14 protein-coding genes and 2 pseudogenes are annotated in these 18325 nt (G+C 59.1%); 5 read left to right on the top strand and 11 right to left on the bottom strand.

Annotated elements, in window-relative coordinates; genetic code table 11:
- Positions 1 to 5: 5 nt before the first annotated feature.
- From ACL2XM_RS11700 to ACL2XM_RS11685, 4 genes are all read left to right on the top strand, one after another.
- Positions 6 to 902, top strand: coding sequence for an ABC transporter permease subunit (locus tag ACL2XM_RS11700; protein WP_413733000.1), 897 nt, complete (start codon positions 6 to 8; stop codon positions 900 to 902).
- Between the two features lie 9 nt (positions 903 to 911).
- Positions 912 to 1970: a P1 family peptidase gene (locus ACL2XM_RS11695; RefSeq protein WP_410015455.1), complete on the top strand. Its 1059-nt coding sequence runs from the start codon at positions 912 to 914 to the stop codon at positions 1968 to 1970.
- Positions 1971 to 1980: 10 nt separating this feature from the next.
- A complete protein-coding gene (locus ACL2XM_RS11690) occupies positions 1981 to 2802 on the top strand; it encodes a M55 family metallopeptidase (protein ID WP_410015454.1) in 822 nt (273 codons plus the stop codon).
- A gap of 249 nt (positions 2803 to 3051) precedes the next feature.
- The gene (locus ACL2XM_RS11685; RefSeq protein ID WP_410015453.1) at positions 3052 to 4008 is read left to right on the top strand and encodes a LysR family transcriptional regulator; all 957 of its coding nucleotides are present in this window, start codon (positions 3052 to 3054) and stop codon (positions 4006 to 4008) included.
- 46 nt (positions 4009 to 4054) lie between these two features.
- Here ACL2XM_RS11685 and ACL2XM_RS11680 read toward each other — a convergent pair whose 3' ends face one another.
- The 6 genes from ACL2XM_RS11680 to ACL2XM_RS11655 are packed head-to-tail and all read right to left on the bottom strand — an operon-like array spanning position 4055 to position 10650.
- On the bottom strand, positions 4055 to 5581 hold the full coding sequence (locus tag ACL2XM_RS11680) for a serine hydrolase domain-containing protein (RefSeq protein WP_410015452.1): 1527 nt from the start codon (positions 5579 to 5581) through the stop codon (positions 4055 to 4057).
- Positions 5578 to 6318 (bottom strand): ABC transporter ATP-binding protein, encoded by a 741-nt coding sequence (locus ACL2XM_RS11675; RefSeq protein WP_413732999.1) that lies wholly within the window; start codon positions 6316 to 6318, stop codon positions 5578 to 5580. Before ACL2XM_RS11675 ends, ACL2XM_RS11680 begins: the two co-directional genes overlap by 4 nt.
- A complete protein-coding gene (locus ACL2XM_RS11670) occupies positions 6318 to 7145 on the bottom strand; it encodes an ABC transporter ATP-binding protein (RefSeq protein WP_413732997.1) in 828 nt (275 codons plus the stop codon). The genes ACL2XM_RS11675 and ACL2XM_RS11670 overlap by 1 nt, the downstream gene beginning before the upstream one ends.
- Entirely contained in the window at positions 7146 to 8048 is a 903-nt protein-coding gene (locus tag ACL2XM_RS11665) for an ABC transporter permease (RefSeq protein WP_413732995.1), read from the bottom strand.
- Entirely contained in the window at positions 8045 to 9055 is a 1011-nt protein-coding gene (locus ACL2XM_RS11660) for an ABC transporter permease (RefSeq protein WP_410015448.1), read from the bottom strand. Before ACL2XM_RS11660 ends, ACL2XM_RS11665 begins: the two co-directional genes overlap by 4 nt.
- Positions 9055 to 10650: an ABC transporter substrate-binding protein gene (locus ACL2XM_RS11655; protein WP_413732993.1), complete on the bottom strand. Its 1596-nt coding sequence runs from the start codon at positions 10648 to 10650 to the stop codon at positions 9055 to 9057. The genes ACL2XM_RS11660 and ACL2XM_RS11655 overlap by 1 nt, the downstream gene beginning before the upstream one ends.
- A 214-nt stretch (positions 10651 to 10864) precedes the next feature.
- Here ACL2XM_RS11655 and ACL2XM_RS11650 point away from each other — a divergent pair, with 214 nt between their 5' ends.
- Positions 10865 to 11941 (top strand): dipeptidase, encoded by a 1077-nt coding sequence (locus tag ACL2XM_RS11650; protein WP_413732991.1) that lies wholly within the window; start codon positions 10865 to 10867, stop codon positions 11939 to 11941.
- Between the two features lie 265 nt (positions 11942 to 12206).
- On the opposite strand, the pseudogene ACL2XM_RS11645 reads toward ACL2XM_RS11650, so the two are convergent.
- From ACL2XM_RS11645 to ACL2XM_RS11625, 5 genes and pseudogenes are all read right to left on the bottom strand, one after another.
- Positions 12207 to 12398 (bottom strand): annotated as a pseudogene (locus ACL2XM_RS11645) (integrase core domain-containing protein); the annotation flags it as partial.
- Between the two features lie 57 nt (positions 12399 to 12455).
- Positions 12456 to 12686 (bottom strand): annotated as a pseudogene (locus ACL2XM_RS11640) (IS3 family transposase); the annotation flags it as partial.
- A gap of 385 nt (positions 12687 to 13071) precedes the next feature.
- Positions 13072 to 14997, bottom strand: coding sequence for a Fe(3+)-hydroxamate ABC transporter permease FhuB (gene fhuB / locus ACL2XM_RS11635; RefSeq protein ID WP_413732989.1), 1926 nt, complete (start codon positions 14995 to 14997; stop codon positions 13072 to 13074).
- Complete coding sequence (locus ACL2XM_RS11630; protein WP_413732987.1) at positions 14990 to 15889, bottom strand: ABC transporter substrate-binding protein; 900 nt, start codon at positions 15887 to 15889, stop codon at positions 14990 to 14992. Before ACL2XM_RS11630 ends, fhuB begins: the two co-directional genes overlap by 8 nt.
- A complete protein-coding gene (locus ACL2XM_RS11625) occupies positions 15889 to 18243 on the bottom strand; it encodes a TonB-dependent siderophore receptor (RefSeq protein ID WP_413732986.1) in 2355 nt (784 codons plus the stop codon). Before ACL2XM_RS11625 ends, ACL2XM_RS11630 begins: the two co-directional genes overlap by 1 nt.
- Positions 18244 to 18325: the final 82 nt, after the last annotated feature.

Here is an 18325-nt window from a genome sequence, read left to right as displayed (position 1 = left end):
CTAGCATGAACCTCTCTTCCGACCCGGCAGCCGCCTCAAGCGCGGCCAACGGCGCCATCCGATCGCCCTGGCATGATTTTATCCAGACGTTCCTGGCCAATCCGGTCGCGCTGGTGTCCGGCGGCATTATCCTGCTGCTGGTCATGGTGGCGGTTTTTGCGCCCTGGCTGGCGCCCTGGGATCCGATGACGCCGGACTGGATGGCGCTGTCCGCGCCGCCTTCCGCCGCCCACTGGATGGGTACCGACGATCTTGGCCGCGATGTCATGAGCCTGATTATCTACGGCGCGCGCATCTCGTTGTATATCGGCGTATTGTCGGTAACCCTGGGCATGATGGCGGGTGTGGCGCTGGGGCTGCTGGCGGGCTATTACGGCCGCTGGGTGGATATGCTCATCATGCGGGGATCCGACGTATTGTTCGCCTTTCCCGGCATGCTGCTGGCCATTGCGGTGGTGGCAATCCTGGGCCCGGGGCTGAATAACGTCATTATCGCCGTTGCGGTGTTCAGTGTGCCGGTGTTCGCCCGCATCGTCCGTGCCTCCACGCTGGCGTTAAAACAGACCGCCTATGTGGAGGCGGTGCGCTGTGCCGGCGCGCCGGACCGCATTGTGCTGCTGCGCCATATCCTGCCGGGAACGCTGTCGAACGTGATTGTCTATTTCACCATGCGTATAGGCACCAGTATATTGACCGCCGCCGGCCTGAGCTTTATCGGACTGGGGCCAGAGCCGGACGTGCCCGAGTGGGGGAATATCCTGGCGATGAGCCGTAATATGATGATGGCCGGCTTATGGCACGTCAGCGTATTCCCGGGACTGGCGATTTTTGTCACGGTGCTGGCGTTTAACCTGCTGGGCGACGCGCTGCGCGATACCCTGGACCCGAAACTGAAAACCTGAGGAACGACCATGGACTCCTGGCAACTGGCCCAGATGCATCTGCTGCTGCGCCGCTGGCGGACCGAACGGCGGCTGGCGACGCCGCGCTTCGCCTGCGGCCCGGGCAATAGCCTCAGCGATGTGCCCGGGGTGAGCGTGGGCCACAGCACGTTGGCACGGGGCGCCATCCAAACCGGCGTGACGGCGATTATCCCTCCGGGCGACAATTTATTTGCCCGGCCGCTGCCCTGCGGCGCGGCGGTGCTCAACGGTTTCGCCAAGCCGGCCGGATTGGTGCAGATAGCAGAACTGGGCGAGCTGCAAACTCCCATTCTGCTCGGCAATACGCTGGCGGTCGGGACGCTGTTTACCGCGCTGGCGCGCGACGCCATCGGCCGTAATCCGGAGCTGGGCCGCGCCTTGCCCACCGTCAATCCACTGGTGCTGGAGTGTAACGACGGCTGGCTGAATGATATTCAGGCGCTGGCGGTGACAGAGGAGATGGCGCGCGAGGCGCTGGCGGGCGCCGGTCCGGCGTTTGCCCGCGGCAGCGTCGGCGCGGGGCGCGGGATGAGCTGTTTTGGCCTGAAAGGGGGCATCGGCACCGCATCACGCCCCATTCCGGCGCTGAACGCCACTCTGGGGGTGCTGGTGCTGGCGAATTTTGGCGCGCTTGCCGCCCTGACGCTGGACGGGGTGCGCGTCGGCGAGGCCGTTGAACCCCTGCTGCCGGACCTGGCGCCGCAGGACGACGCAGGCTCCATCATTATTATCATGGCCACCGATGCGGCGCTGGATGCCCGGCAACTGGGGCGCATCGCCAAACGGGCCGGGGCCGGCCTGGGGCGCCTGGGCAGCTATTGGGGGCATGGCTCAGGGGATATCGCCGTGGCCTTTTCCACCCAGCGCCGGCCTGAACCTCCGCCGGACGCGGCGCTCGAGCCGCTGCTGGCCGCGGCGGCGGACGCGACCGAGCACGCGGTGCTGGATGCGTTGCTAAGCGCCGACGCGGTAAGCGGTTTTCGCGGGCATTTTCGCCCGTCACTTTGCCAGGTGCTGGATCGGCTGGCACAGGCTTTACCCGATTGAGGACGTGATAATGAAGGTATTTATTTCAGCGGATATCGAAGGCATCGCCGGGGTCATGCGTCCGGAACAGTGTAGCCCGGGCACGGCGGAATATCAGCTGGCGCGGGGCCTGATGGAGCAGGAAGTAAACGCGGCCATCGACGGGGCGTTCGCCGGCGGAGCCACCGAGGTGGTCGTGGCGGACAGCCACGCGGCGATGACCAACCTGCGGGCCGGCAATATCGACGGCCGGGCGCGGCTGGTGCAGGGAAAACCGCGCGGGCTGTCGATGGTCGAAGGGCTGGAGCGGCAGAGCTTCGACGGCATGATGTTTATCGGTTATCACAGCGCCGCCGGCGAGTTCGGCGTGCTGGCACACACCATCAACGGCCGGGCCTTTTATCGGGTAAAAATCAATGGCGAAGTCATGGGCGAGTGCGATATCTACGCCGCCGCCGGCGCCGAATACCACGCTCCGCTGTGGCTGGTCAGCGGCGACGATAGGTTGCAGGGCTGGGTAGAGCGTTATTATCCCGACGCGGACTATGTGTGCGTGAAACGGGCTATTTCCCAAAATGCGGCGGAATCCTTAAGTCCCGCGGCCGCTTGCAGCGCCATCCGTGAACAGGCGGCGCAGACGGTCGGTCGCGCGGGAAACCACTGCACGTCGCGTATCCAACCGCCATATCGGCTGGAACTGATGACGGCGCGGCCGGTGCTGGCCGATCTGTTCTGCCTGATCCCGGGCGTTGAGCGCCAGGATGCGGTGACAGTCGGTTACTCTAGCCAGACCGTGGCCGATATCATCAGTTTACTGAGCGCGTTTTCCTATCTGGCGACCACGCAGAGCTGAGGATAGACGGCCCGGGCGGGGCTGTGTGCCGGCGTCTCGTCGTGTTATTAGCCCGTTGCGTTGATTATCCGGAACCTGGTGTGGCGCGCGACTACCACGCCCGCGCATCGTTTGGTCGCCGCCGTCGATTGACCATGGAAAGTGTTGGCGCGCCAGTACGGTACTGGCATTTTATTCCGCCATCCGCAACAAGCTGGCTTGAAAATTGCACATGTTAACGGAGATTCCGCCACATGGAGCATAAGCCTGATGCGTTTACGTCATATCGAAGTTTTTCAGGCGATTGTGCAGGCCGGCACAATCAGCGGCGCCGCCCGGCTGCTTAATGTGTCGCAGCCCAATATCAGCCGGGTGCTCGGCCATGCCGAACAGCAACTGGGTTTTTCCCTGTTCGAGCGGCGCGCCCAGGGCATGGTGACCACTGCCGAGGGATGTCGCTTGCTGCCCGAGGTGCAGGCGCTGTACAGTCAACTGCAATCAATTAGCGCCCTGACCGAGCAGATGCGCAAAGGGGAAGGGCAGTTGGTGCGCCTTGGCGCGGCGCATGCGTTTGGCCAGATGGTGGTGGCGCCGGCCATGGTAGTGTTTCACCAACAGTCGGCGCAGGTCAACGTCGAGCTGGTCACGGAGCATTTCAGCACGCTATGCCGGGATATCCTGGAAAACAGGCTGGATTTTGCCCTGGTCTTCGCCCAGCAGGTGCCCGGTGAACTGCTGGCCGAGCCGCTGTTCCAATCATCCATGGTGGCGCTGCTGCCCAGGGACAGCCGGGTAGAAGGCCCGGTCTCCCTCACCTGGCTGTATGAAAACAACCTGCTGATGATGCAAAGCCAGGATCCCCTGGGGCAGGTACTGCACCGGGCCCTGCGACAGCAGGCTCTCAAGCCCGTGGGATCGCTGTATATTAAGACCTATTCGGTGATTGCGGATATGGTGCTGGCGGGCGGCGGCGTGGGGGTGGTCGATTTGTTTACCGCCCGCCGCTACGCCGATCAACTGAAGATTTTGCCCATCGCCGAACCACTGCCTTTTGAAGTCATGCTGATAAGTCGCCGCGACCATGCCCAGTCAAGGGCGGGGGCGCGGCTCAAGCAGGTGATCAGGAATAAGCTGGGGCAGATCGCCCGCGAGAGTGAAGCGCGGTTTATGATCCCGGCGATGGCGGATGCAGGCTGTGTAGCTGATTACTCTGCCGGCGACGCTTGAGCGCCAGCTCCACCAGGGGGGTAAAGAGCTGCTCGTAACTCAGGCCCTATTGTCGTTGAAACGTTAATATCCTGCTGCGATTATCCTGTACTTGCAGGAAATTATCGTTAAACACTAGAACAAATTTCCTGCACCCTGCGCCGTCCCCGGCGCTGGCCAGCAGTCGTCCGCCGCCCAGCGGTGTCAACGCGGCCTGGAGTGCCGCCGGACCGATGCCCATCTCCAGCCTATCGCCCATAATCACCAGCTCGCTGCGATAGTGTTTATGACGCCAGGCCCCCTGCGCCTGTTGCAGGCAGTCGTCCGGCGCAACCGGGTACAATACACGCGGGACGAGCCCAATCTCGCCGCGGATCGCCGCGCCGTCCTGGAACAGGCGCATCGGCAGGTGGGCAGTCAGCGAACGGGCCACGCCCGGTTCCCCGCTGGGGTACAGCGTTTGGTCCGCATTCATCCATATGACACTGTCATTTTTTACTTCCAGCCAATCGCCGCCGGTCAAAGCCGCGTACAGGCCGGGGCGCAGATCGTGGCCCGGCGCGGGCAGGGGCTGGCCATAGAGCGCCGACATCACCGCCAGCGCGGTGGGGTAACTGGCCGCGTCGTCGCGGTTGGCCAGCATCGCCATGCCGGTTTTGTCCGCGCGATCGAGCAAAAAATAGCTTTTGTAGCCGAGATGGGAGCCGCCGTGGCCCACCCAATCACGGTCGCCGACCCGGCTGTGGGCGATGCCGAGGCCATAGTCGGTCTGCCTGCCGTCCGCCAGGAAACGCGGGGCGCAGAGCCGGTCCAGCACGCCACGGCCCGGGCCGCTATCGGCCAGCAGCGACTGTAGCCAGACGGTGAGGTGGCGTGCGCTGCCCATGACGCTGCCGGCGGCGGAGAGATGTAATCCGGCGCCGGCCAGTTGCCAGCCCTGTGCGCCGCGCCAATAGCCGGGCGCCAGCCCGGGCACGATATCAAACCAGGTTTCCGGCGCCCGCAGGGCAATATCCAGCGGTTGGCTAATATGGCGTTGCAATAGATCGTTAAAGCCGATGCCCTGGGTTCTCAGCGCTTCCTCCACCAGGCGGTAGCCGGTATTGGTGTAGGATATTTCGCTGCCGGCCGGGTAGTTGAGTGTGGCGAGCCCGGCGAGAAAATCCAGCGCCTGCGCCGCGCTGAACGGCTGGAAGGCCGAGATGCCCAGCAGCGACAGCGTCTCGCGCACATCGGGCAAACCGGAGGTCATGTCCAGCGCCTGGCCGACCGTCACCCGTCGCTGCGCACCAGTCAGTTGAGGCAGATGGCGCGCCAGCGCATCGTCCAGGGACGGCAGCGTTCCCGAATTGCCGGTGACCAGCGCGGCGAACAAATGTTTGCTCACCGAGGCGAAGTGCGTCACGCTGTCGAGGCTGAACGGCTCCCCGCGCGCCAGATCCGCCAGGCCGCCGCAGGCCACCGATTGGATGCGTTCGCTGTCGAACAGTACGATGGTGCCGCCCGGTTCGCCCGGCCGCGCCCATTGCGCCGCGATGGCCGCCGCCGCCTCGCCGGCGCGTTGCCAATCCGGCCGCGCTGTTTGCCCGCTCATAGCGGCTCCTCCAGGTTCATGCTTAACGTAAAGAGTTCGGCGGTATGCGGATGACGGATACGACCGGCGCGCAAATCATCGGCGCTGAGCTGTTCCACCATCTCGCCGTTTTGCATTACGCCGATCTGCTGGCACAGGTGTGTGACCACCGCCAGGTTATGGCTGACCATGATAAAGGTCAGATGGCGGCGCGCGCGCAGATCGGTCAGCAGGTTAAGGATTTCCGCCTGTACCGACACATCCAGCGCAGAGGTCGGCTCATCAAGCAGCAGCACGTCCGGCTCGGCAATCAGCGCGCGGGCGATTGCCACCCGCTGGCGCTGGCCGCCGGACAGCTGATGGGGAAAACGAAAGCGTACCGCCGGCGACAGGCCGACCTCCGCCAGCGCCTGGGCGATGCGTTGTTCGGCCCGGTCGAAGGCATGCACCAGCAGTGGTTCGTGCAGGATGCGATCGACGGTCTGGCGCGGATGCAGCGACCCGTACGGATCCTGGAACACCATCTGCACCTGGCGGAAGAATCGGCGATCCCGCCTGGGCGTCAGCGCCTCGCCGCCGAAAGACATGCCGCCGGACCAGTGCGGGTTCAGCCCGGCCAGCGCGCGCAGTATGGTGGATTTGCCCGATCCGCTTTCACCGACAATGCCAAAGCTGGCGCCGTCGGCCACGGTAAAGGAGACCCCCTTCACCACGTCGGTATCCCCGAAGGCAATGCGTAACTTATCCAAAACAATCATTATTGGTTCCAGGCGGCGTCGCGCGTCATCACCGGCAGGCGCGTGCGGGGATGGCGCAGGGACGGCAGGCATTCCAGCAGGCCGCGCGTATAGGGATGGACCGCCCGCGTCAAATCGCCGGCCGCCAGGGTTTCGACGATACGTCCGGCGTACATGACCGCCACCCGATGGCAAAAATGCGACACCAGCGGCAAATCATGGCTGATCAGGATCAGCCCCATGCCGCGATCCGAGACCAGCATATCAATCAGCCGCAGAATTTCGGCCTGCACCGTGGCGTCCAGCGCGCTGGTCGGCTCGTCGGCAATCAGCAGCTCCGGGTCGGGCGCCAGCATCATGGCAATCATCGCCCGCTGGCCCATGCCGCCCGATACCTCGTGCGGATAACGTTTCGCCACCCGCTCCGGGTCGCGGATCTGCACTTGCTCAAGCAGCCGGATGGCCGCCGTCATGGCCTGCCGCCTGCCGCCACCCTTATGGGCGCGCCAGGATTCGGCCACCTGCTGGCCGATGGTCATCACCGGATTGAGTGAATATTTGGGATCCTGCAGAATAAAGCCGACCCGCTTGCCGCGCACTTTGCGCATGGTTTTTTCGTCGGCGCCGCGCAGGTCGATGCCGTCGAACATCAGCTTATCGGCCTGGCAGCGCGCGTTGCCGGGCAATAGCTGCATCAGGCTGCGCGCGGTGAGCGATTTGCCGGACCCGCTTTCACCGACGATGGCGAACTTTTCCTTGTCCATGGCAAAGGAGACGCCGCGCACCGCCTCGACCGCGCCGCCACGCTGCGCAAAAGCGATGCGCAAATTTTCTATTTCAACCAGCATTCAGCGCTCCTTGGGGTCGAGGACGTCACGCAGACCGTCGCCGAGAAAATTAAACGCCAGCGAGGTGATAAAAATGGCCACGCATGGCATCAGCGGTACCCACCATTCACTGAACAGAAAACGCCGAGCGGTGGCGATCATGGTGCCCCATTCCGGCGACGGCGGCTGCGCGCCCATGCCCAAAAATCCCAGGCTGGCGGCGGTAATGATAATCGCGCTCATATCCAGCGTGATGCGCACGATAAGACTGGGAATACACAACGGCATTACATGGTGCAGAATAATGCGCAGCGGCGTCGCGCCGGTCAAACGACAGGCGGCGATAAAATCGCTGTGACGGAACTGCATCGTTTCCGCCCGTGCCAGCCGCGCATAGGGCGGCCAGGCGGTCAGCGCGATCGCCAGCACCGCGCTTTCGATGCCGGGTTTCAGCGCGGCGACAAACGCCAGCGCCAGGATCAGGCGCGGGAACGCCAGGAAAATATCGGTCACCCGCATCAGTACCTTATCCAGCCAGCCGCCGACGTAGCCGGCAATACAGCCGATAAACAGGCCGAGCGGGGCGATCAACGCCACCACCGCGCAGACCATGCCGAGCGTGGTGCGCCCGCCGAACAGGATACGGGTATAGATATCACGTCCCAGCTCGTCGGTGCCCAGCCAGTGGTCGGCCGAGGGGCGCGCCAGGCGGTTGGCCAAATCCTGGAAACCGGCGTTATAGGGCGTTAGCCACGGGGCGGCCAGGGAGAGCGTCATGACCGCCATAATGATCAGCAGCCCGGTCAGCGCCATCGGATTGGCGCACAGTCCCAGCCACATGCGGTAACGACGGCTCCAAACCGCCTGGCGGCGGGTGGCGGGGGTTTCGTCGAGCAGCCAGGCTCGTGCGGCGGACAGTGTCATTTTACGCGGGGATCCCAAAGTCGGTAAAGAATATCAGCCAGCAGGTTGAGCACCACATAGACGCAACCGACGATAAGCGTGGCGCCGATCACCGGGTTCATATCAGCGTTCATCAACGAGGTGGTGAGATACTGCCCCAGGCCGGGCCAGGCGAAGACGTTTTCGGTAATCACCGCGCCTTCCAGCAGACCGGCATAGGTTAGCGCCAGCACGGTAATCAACTGCACCACCACGGTGGGAAAGGCGTGGCGCCAGATAACCCTGGCCGACGACAAGCCCTTGGCGCGCGCGGTAATCACAAATTCACCGCCGAGCGCGTTAAGCATAAAGGTACGGGTCATACGGGTAATGTAGGCCATGCTGAAGTAGGCCATAATCAACACCGGCTGCACCATATGCGCCAGCGCGTCGCGGAAGGCGTCGTAATCGCCAGCCAGCAGCGAATCGACGGTCAGCAGCCCGGTCACCTGCGGCACCATATCCTGGAAAATAATATCCTGCCGCCCCGGACCGGGCGCGATACCCAGCACAGCGTAAAAGATAAGCAGGCTCAGCAGCGCCAGCACGAACACCGGCAGCGAATGACCGGCCAGGCAGATCACGCGGATCACCTGATCGATCCATTTTCCCTGCCGCACCGCCGCCCAAACGCCGAGCGGGATGCCGAGCAGCGCCGCGACCATCACCGCCGCGGTAGCCAACTCCAGCGTCGCCGGGAAAAAGCGCGCGATGTCGGTCAGCACCGGATTGGACGTCAGCACCGAACGGCCAAAATCCCCATGCAGCAACTGGTTAAGATAATGGCCGAACTGATACCAGATCGGCTGGTCCAGCCCCATTTCCTGCCGCACCCTTTCCACCACCGCCTGCGGGGCGTTATCGCCCACCGCCGCCAGCACCGGGTCGGTGGGCATTACGCGACCGATAAAAAAGGTCAGCAGCGCCAGCCCGAATAGCGTGAGCAACAGGCTGCCGAGGGTGTTCACCATACGTTTTAACGCCAGCATCAGGTTTTTTGTACCTTCTCGTACGGGCTGTCGAGCAGCACGCTTATCTGCACCCCGCTGATATTTTTACGGCAGGCGGCGGTGATCGACTCCTGCAGCAGTTCGGTAAACGGGCTGTTTTCGCGGTGTTCGCGCTGCAACTGCTCATAAAGCGCAATACGCTTCTGGCCGTCGGTTTCGTGCAGCGCCTGCACGGTCAGTTCGTTAAAGCGCGGATTGGACCACGAGCAGCGCCAGGCCAGGGTGCGGTTGCGCGCGCCGTCGCCGTTGTCGGTATTGACGCAGAAGGCTTCGGTATTGGAATTGGGATCGAAATAATCCGCGCCCCAGATCGTCAGGGCCAACTGCTGCTGGCGGGCGCGCATCTTGGTCAGCACCTGGCGATTTTCCGCCGCAATCAGCTCCACCCTGATGCCGATGGCGCCGAGCTGGGTCTGTATCGCCTGGGCAATATCCGGGCCCGGCTGCGGCGAGTAATGATCGAGGGTAATGTCAAAACCCCCGGCCAGGCCGGCGTCGGCCATTAACGCCTTGGCCTTGGCGACATCCTGGTGGAACGGAGTGTCGTTCAGCGCCGCCGGGAAACCCTTGGGCAGGAAGCTTTGGTGCACCTCATGGGTCAGGGGCACGATGTTTTTCTGGATGCCGTCATAATCCAGCGCCCATTTGATCGCCTGCCAGACCTGGGGTTTGGACAGGTGTTCGTGGGCGGTATTACAGGATAAATGCATGATGCGCGATACCGGCTCGCGCACCAGGTGGAAATTACCATCCTGCGACAGCGGCCGCAGCTGCTCGGTGGTCAGGTTGCGCGCAATGTCCACATCGCCCTTTTGCAGCATCAGCAACTGGGAGGAGGGATCGATGATATGCCGCAGGATGATGCGTTTGATCTTGCCGGCTAGCGGGGAATTGGGGTTGCTCTCGAGTATCACGCTTTCGCTGGCTTTCCAGGCGCGCAGGGTAAAGGGGCCGGAGCCGGCGCTGTGCTGTTTTATCCAGCCGTTGCCCAAATCGTTGCCCTGCTGGTTGGCCAGGGCCAGGGATTTTTGCACGATGCTGCCGACCCGCGCCGACAGGCAGTACAGCAGGAAGGTTTCCGCCGCCGGCTGGTCGGTATTGATCACCAGGGTCTGGGTATCAACGGCCTTGATATGTTCGGCGACGTTGTCCTTGGTAAAACCGAACTGGTTGATAATAAACGCCGGGCTTTTATCCAGCATCACCACCCGCTGCAGGGAAAATGCGGCATCCTCGGCGGTGACCGGGCTGCCGTCGGCAAATTTGGCCGCCGGATCCAGGTGGAAGGTAAAGGTTTTGCCGTCGTTGCCGACGTCCCAGCGGGTTGCCAGCTCGCCGATGATTTCATCGGCCTTGGCCGGGTTGGGGGCAACCAGGCGCTGATATAAATTACCGCAGATTTCGTTGCCGGTTCCCTCGAAGCTTTCATGGGGATCCAGGCTGGTCATATTGTCGAGCTGCATCGCCATCACCAGGATCGAGGTCGGGGTGGCGGCAAACGCCGACTCCAGGCTGAGATAAGACAGGAAAGGGAGTGCGCCGGCGCCGGCGATAAAATGTCTTCTGGTAAGCATACTAACTCCTAATATATTGATAAATAAGATTATTATACGTTTTTTTTACCACTTTCCGCTTGACATTCCCTTATGCGGGGGGCTCTACTGTGGATATCGCCTAACCTCAAACGCACGGATTGCCCCGGCCCAGCGCACCCGTCTGGTGCGCGCCCGCGTCAAAATGGGGTGGGAGCCGGCTGAACCGCCTAAAATTGCACCGGAATAATAATTTATGCCTGTAACAGCGCAGCAAATGCCCGACATGATGCCCATCTTTGACGGCCACAACGACGTGCTGTGCCGTTTATGGCGCGCACAGCCCGAAAATGCGGTTGAAAGCTTCCTGAGCGGCCCCGCGGCCGGTCAGATGGACTTACCGCGCATCCGCCGGGGGGGCCTGGCGGGCGGTTTATTTGCCACCTGGGTGCCCTCGGTATCTAATGCAGCAAAAAGCGCGCCAGATCTGCTTGATTTCACTAATATTCCCGTAGCGCCCAGCATGGAGTCGGCGCGGGAAATGACCTTTGCCATGCTATCCCTGCTGCTGCGCATCGAAGCGGCCTCGGACGGACGGGTGAAAATCTGCCGCAGCGCGGCGGACATCCGCGACGCCATGGCGCGGGACGTGCTGGCGGTGGTCATGCATATCGAAGGGGCGGAAGCGCTTGATCCCGATCTGCATCTGCTGGATGTGCTCTACCAGGCGGGTTTGCGGACCCTGGGGCCGCTCTGGAGCCGGCCGAATATCTTTGGCCACGGCGTGCCGTTTCGTTTTCCTTCCTCACCCGATACCGGACCGGGGCTCACCGATGCGGGGCTGCGGCTGGTGCGCGCCTGCAATGCCAAACGCATCATGGTGGATGTCTCGCATATGGATGAAAAGGGGTTCTGGCAAACGGCCGCTATTTCCGACGCGCCGCTGGTCGCCAGCCATTCCAATGCCCATGCGCTGTGCGCGCAGTCGCGCAACCTGACCGACGCACAGCTGGCGGTCATCCACGAGCGCAATGGTTTTGTCGGTGTTAACTTCGGCACCATGTTCCTGCGCCAGGACGGGAAAAAGGCGCCGGACGCCACGGTGGATGAAATCGTGCGGCACGTGGATTACCTGGTGAACGCGCTGGGGGAAGACGGCGTGGGGTTTGGCTCGGATTTTGACGGCACCACCATCCCCAGCGATCTTAAGGATGTGGCCGGCCTGCCGGTGCTGGTGGCGGCCTTACGCCGTCACGGCTATGACCAGCCGCTATTGCAAAAAATCTGCCATGGCAATTGGCTTAGGGTATTGGAAGCGACATGGGGCGAGTAATTATGGATTTTAGTCGCTTAGCGTTAGCGAACCTTCCTTGCTCTCTACGGCATCCTTTTTACGATAAAAGAGAATATTGACGTAGCCGGCTGTTCGCTACCGGTGTGGTCGGTACGCGTTCACTCTATGGCGCGGTGCAATAAGTATTAATTCATCTTATATAAGCGGCGGTTCCAGCGTCCAGATTATTGCAATTTTTTTCCTGGATATACAATAAAATTTGTATATTGGTTTTGAGCCCCTATATCCATGCACCTATTCCCGCTTAGGTTGATGGTTTCCCCCGGCGCCGATATTCTCTTGGCGAGCGATATCCTAAAGCGCTGTGCGGGTGATATTCGTTGTAATGTTCGAACGCCAATGACAGATTTAATACCGCCGTCTGGCTGTCCGGCGTAGGCATCATGCCGATATAATCACGCTTCGTCGTCTTGACGAAGCTTTCCGCCACACCGTTATGATCTGCGCCCAGATTTTGGACATTGTATGTTGCTTCCCCAAGACGGAAATGAACCGGACTTAGGCCATTACGCTTCTTTTTTACTCTATCATAATTATAGTAATGAATAAATTTGATGAGATTTCGTTTTGATACACTTAGCATTTGATATTTTTTAAGATAGAAACATTCCGATTTTAATATGCTGAAGAAACTCTCCATGGCCGCATTATCTAGACAGTTGCCTTTTCTGGACATACTCTGAATAATTCCATGTTCTTTTGGCCAGCGTTGCCATCGAGGCATTTGGTCATGCCACCCTTGGTCACTATGTAATATTGGATGTTCATGATCCTTTAATCGTATTACGGCCTTTGAAAGCATTTCTTTCACCAGGGATTGTCGTGAAGAAGGGGGAAGACCATCTCATCACTTACTTTTAGGATAAAGCATCTATTTTCATTTTTTCTTATATATAATTTAAATTTAATTTTTTTTTAATCTTAACACATCAATGGTATATCTCTATTGGAATGCCTTAATTATTTTAGGGTGTTAAAACCTACTCTAAATTATAGGTAAAACTTACCTATATATGAATAAATCATTGGAGTCGATTTATGCCTAACTTTCATCAGCCGTGGATGCGGCTGAAAGGAAAAAAATCTTAATATTAATCACAGGAATGAGTTCATTTCCCTGATTTTATCAGCAACCACAAAAACCACGGTGCACCGATTAGTGCACAGAGCAAACCGGCCGAAACGGGCCACGGCCAGGCGATGTTGCGGCCGAGCCAGTCGGCGAGAACCATCAGCAGTGCGCCATACAGTGCCGCTACCAGACATTGCCGCACAAAGCGGTATGCTCCGCTATAGCGTGCAAGCTGTGGGGCAATCAACCCGACAAAACTGAGTGGGCCGATAAGCAACGTGCCGCCCGCTGTTAACGCGGCGGCAAGCAGCAGGATTAGCATGTTACTGAGCCGAAGTCCTGCCCCCAGTGCCCGCGTTGTTTGATGTCCGAGGCTCAATAATGTGACCCAACGTTGTAACAGCAAGGCGAGGGGGATCAGCAGCAGTGCCTGAGCCGCACCCCACATCGCCCGTTCAGGCGTGATGCCTGCCGTGGAGCCTGTACTCCAATTGAGCAACATCATCGCCCGAGGGTCGCCGCTCATCAGCAACAGCATACTCAGCGCCATACTCAGGCTGGTTAGACACAGCCCGACCATCACCATTGACTGCGGCTGAAAACGCGAACGCAGTCCGAACATAAACAGAGTGAATATAGCCAGCAGACTTCCCGCCAGCGCAGCGGGAAAAAGCTGCGAAAGTGGCTGATTGAACAGAACAACCAGCAACACCACCATCAGCGATGCGCCGCTGCTGATGCCGAGTAATTCTGGGCTGGCCAGCGGATTGCCGCTTTGGCGCTGGATAAGCACGCCTGCAACAGCCAACATCGCGCCCGCGCTAAGTGCGCCGAGCATTCGTGGCCAGCGCCATTCTAGCAGTTGCCATACCGCAGTGGTGTCGAGGGGGCGGTTTAAGAATAATGAAACAGCGATGCCACCCAGTAATAACAGCATCAGAGCTATCAACTGGCTGCACGTTATGGGGCGAATGACCGATGTACTCAATGGCGCAGCGGCGATATTAGTATTGCGCTGACGAAACAGTAACATGAGCATCAGCGGCGCACTGAGCAACCCCGCGAGTGCCCCAGTCGGTAAGTCTCCCCCGGCAGGAGAGAGAAATTGCGCCAACTGATCGACCAGTGTCAGCAGCCCTGCGCCTGCCAGCGGGGTACAGACCAGCTGATGTGTGAAGCGGCGCACCCCCGACAGTCGCACAAGGGCAGGGGCTGCCAGACCAATAAAACCAATAATCCCGACTTGGCTGGTGACCAGCGCGCTGAGCGCCACGGCTACGGCGAGAGTTGCTACCCGGATTTTCACCACCGATAGACCCAGTGCACCGGCACTCTGGTCTGACAGCCCAATTAGCATGAGCGGCCTTGCCAGTAAAATACACACTGTCATGAGCACTAGCACCGGTAACAGTAAGAACTGTGTGACCGACCAGCCGTTCTGGTTCAGGGAGCCCGCCTGCCAGCTAAAGAGATCGCTGAGATAATCATGATTAAACAACACCATCAACGTATTGATACCGTTGCCGTAAAGGCTGAACACCATACCGGTAAGGATAATTTTTAGCGGATCGAGTCTCTGACGGACAATCAGCAGATACAGCACCAGCGATGTTAGCGTCGCCCCGGCGAGAGCCAAATTTGTCAGACCGAAAACCAGCAAGGCGGGAAATACAATAATGCTTGCCGACATCGCCAGATTGGCACCGGCCGCAATACCAAGCGTGGTCGGTTCTGCCAACGGATTACGCAGCACCTGTTGAAAGAGCAGGCCAGCCGTCGCCAGCGCCATTCCGCAGAGAATACCTGTCGCCAGTCGGGGCAGAAAACTGTAATGCAGCAGTAAACTGGCGGTGGAAGGAAGGTTACTGGCATGGATCCGGCACAGGTTACTCACCAGCAGCTGGGCGCAGGTAAGCACCAGCGAAATGACAATTAGCCACGGCAATACCGGTAATTTACGCATTCTTTTCAGTTTCCGAGAGCACTTGTGTGATGTGTTGTGCCAGACTCACCGCCGTTCCAATTCCTCCAAAAGGGAAGAAATGGGTCAGTTCCTTTGCGCGCTCGCTCGACACCTGCGGCAGTTGTTGCCACAGTCCGTCCGGCTGACGCAGGCGGGTAAACCGCGTCAGCGTTGTCGGTAATTCGGTGTAAAACAGCCAATCGGCGGACAACGACGCCAGCTTTTCGATACTGACGTTGGCCGTTCCCATCGCACCCACCGGTCTATTCCAGGCATTTTGCAGCCCAAGTCGCGTTAGCATCGCGTCCGGCAGGCTGTTCTTGCCATACACCGTAGCGTATTTGCCGTCCTGGCTGCGAACCACTACCAGAATACGCTGGCCTGCGGCGTGCCCGAGCCTTTGCTGGCAGTTGCTTAGTGCAGTGGTTGCGTGGTCAATAAGCCGTGCTGCCTGCGCGGAAGCGGATAATTTTGTGCCCAGAGCGCCCGTAAAGGTCAGTAATGCCTGCCACAAATCGTTTGTGGCAGGGTACACCGACACGACCTGCACCGGCGCGATGCGCTGCAGACTGTCGAGAAGGGCGGGAGCGAGCATATCGCTGAGAATAAGCGTCGGTTTCAAAGCGGCGACTCGTTCAATGTTCGGCTCCCAGTAAGGGCCGATATCCTGAACGTTGGCCGGTAAAACGGGGTCTGCAATTCTGCTGCGAAAGTACCCCACGTCAGAAACGGCAAGCGGCGTAATGCCTAGCGATAGCAGCGTTTCGGCCGCCAGCCAGTTAATAGCGACAATGCGTTGCGTGGGCGTTGCTGACATCGCCGAAGCATTGAACCAGGGCAATACCAGCAACGCCCTCAGGCAGTCACGACGACTCAGTAGCAAACGTGGCATCAGAAGCTGTACTTCAGTGAGCCGATAAAAGTACGATCCTGCCCCGGATAGCAACTGGTGTCGTCATCACAAGTCCCAACATAATGATGATTCAGCAGATTCTGTATATTAAAACCGACGGAAACGTGTCGATTGACCTGATATTTTGCCCCTGCATCGACCAGCGCAAAGTTTTTCACCGGTATGGTATTCGCATTATCGCCGTACATGCTGCCGACGTAACGCACACCGGCACTCAGCAGCAGGCCGTCCAGCGCGCCCTGATGGAACCCATAGTTCAGCCAGCTTGATGCCATATGTTTAGGCACATTTGCCTGCTGATTACCGCGGTCACCATTGTTACTGGCGGTGATTTCCGTTGCGGTATAGGTGTATGACGCCAGTAAATCCAGACTTTCGGTCAATTTCACCGTAGTTTCCGCTTCAACACCGCGCGAACGCACTTCGCCGGACGCGACCTGATAACCGGTGATCAGATTATTCACAATTTCATTGGTCAGTACGTTAGTTTTGGTGATATCAAAGGCGGCGAGCGTCATCAACATGTTGGCATCAGGCTGGTATTTCACACCGATTTCGTACTGATGTGCCTTGCTCGGGTCAAATGTTCGGTTCTTACTGTCGGTGCCACTGTTGGGGACAAAGGATTCGGCATAGCTGATATAAGGCGCTAGCCCGTTTTCTGCCAGATAGGTCAGGCCAGCGCGTCCGGTCCAGGCGCCTTTATCCACCCAGCTGGTGTTGTCGGTCAGATTGTTTTGGGTGCTTAAACTGATGTCATCGTGGCGGCCGCCTAAGGTCAGCAGCCATTTTGGCGTCAGCGAAATCTGGTCCTGCATGTAAAGGCCCAGCTGTGAGGTAGTCTGGTCGTTGTTATTGAGCGCATAGGTAGGGTCGGCAATGTTCAAGCTGTATACTGGATTATAGATATTCAGCGTCGGCCCAACGGCACCAAAGCGTTTAGCATTACCGTCAAGGCGGCTGTAATCAAGACCGCTCAACAGACGGTGTGTGACTGACAGGGTTGAGAAGTCGGCCTGCAGCTGGTTATCGATGTTGAACGCGTTCATGTGCTCATCAAAACGAATGGCATTGCGCGACAGCGTGCCGGTGTTGAAATTCACGGAGCCCGGCAGCAAGTTATTCAAAACGTTGTCGGTTTGCCCGTAGCGCACATTTTGGCGCACCTGGAAAACGTCGTTGAACTGATGACTCAGCTCATACCCCACGGTGAACTGCTCCTGACGAAAACGGTTATAGTTATAGTCCCCCAACAGGGTATCGGTCACCTTGTGGTCCGGCTCGGTAAGCACGGCAAGGGTGCCGCCGGAGGTATCGCGCAGGTAGTCCGCGCGTACTGTCAGGCTGGTATCGCTGTTGGGTAGCCAGGTGAAAGAGGGCGCGAGATAGACGCGGTTATTTTCAACATCCGGGCCATCGCGGTACTGGAACTGAGTATCGCTGTCACGCACGAGGCCAATGACGCGATAAAGATAGTGACTGTCATCGTCAATTTTGTCGCTCATATCAAACTGCGCCTGGCGGCGGTTGAAATTGCCCAGTTCGATTTGCACATCGTGCACGCCCTGCGCGGAAGGCAGTTTGCTGATGCGGTTTACAATACCGCCCGCATCGCCGAGGCCAAACAGGGTTGACGACGGTCCGCGCACGATATCAATACGCTCCAGCGCGTAAGGTTCAGTGCGGAAATAGCTGTAACTGTTATTCAACTGGCGCAGGCCGTCACGGTAATCGTTGGTCGTCAGCGCATTGAATCCACGAATATAAATCCAGTCATAGCCTTTCGGATCGACACCGTAGGTTTCCGTTTTTACGCCTGGGACATAACGCAGCGCTTCCGTGACGCTCTGCACGTTTTGCCTGTCCATTCGCTCGCGAGTCACTACCGATACTGACTGAGGTACTTCCAGCAGCGGTGTGTCGGTTTTGGTGGCGGAGCTACTCTGCTGTGGAACGGTGACGCTGGCGCCGTATTGGCCGGTCACGGTCAGGGTATCTCCAGCGGACGTTTGTGGTGCAACCACCACAGTGCCGTTGTCGAGGCTATAGCCCAGACCGCTGCCGCTTAACAGTCGCCCGAGGGCGGCTTCCAGCGTCATATTACCCTTCACGGCTGGGGCATTTTTACGTGCAACGGAGTCCGGTGCGGCAATCAGTTGAACTCCGGCCTGCTGTGCTAGCGCATTCAGTGAGTTGATCAGCGGCTGAGCTGGCAGTGAAACGGCCATCGCGGCGGCGGCGTGAGATACGGCAATCGGCGCACAGACGGCCAGCGCGATGGCGGTGAGGCTGGATTTAACGCGGTTACCCCGATAAACAGTAAAAATAGACATGCAATTTTCCCCAGAAATAAATTAAATAAGAATCATTATCTTTTCTGAAGACGAGACTGACGCCAAAACCCTGACGTCATGT

It is taken from the genome of Sodalis sp. RH20, from assembly GCF_047324205.1.
Taxonomy (GTDB): Bacteria; Pseudomonadota; Gammaproteobacteria; order Enterobacterales; family Enterobacteriaceae; genus Acerihabitans.
This window is presented reverse-complemented; position numbering and strand designations above follow the sequence as displayed.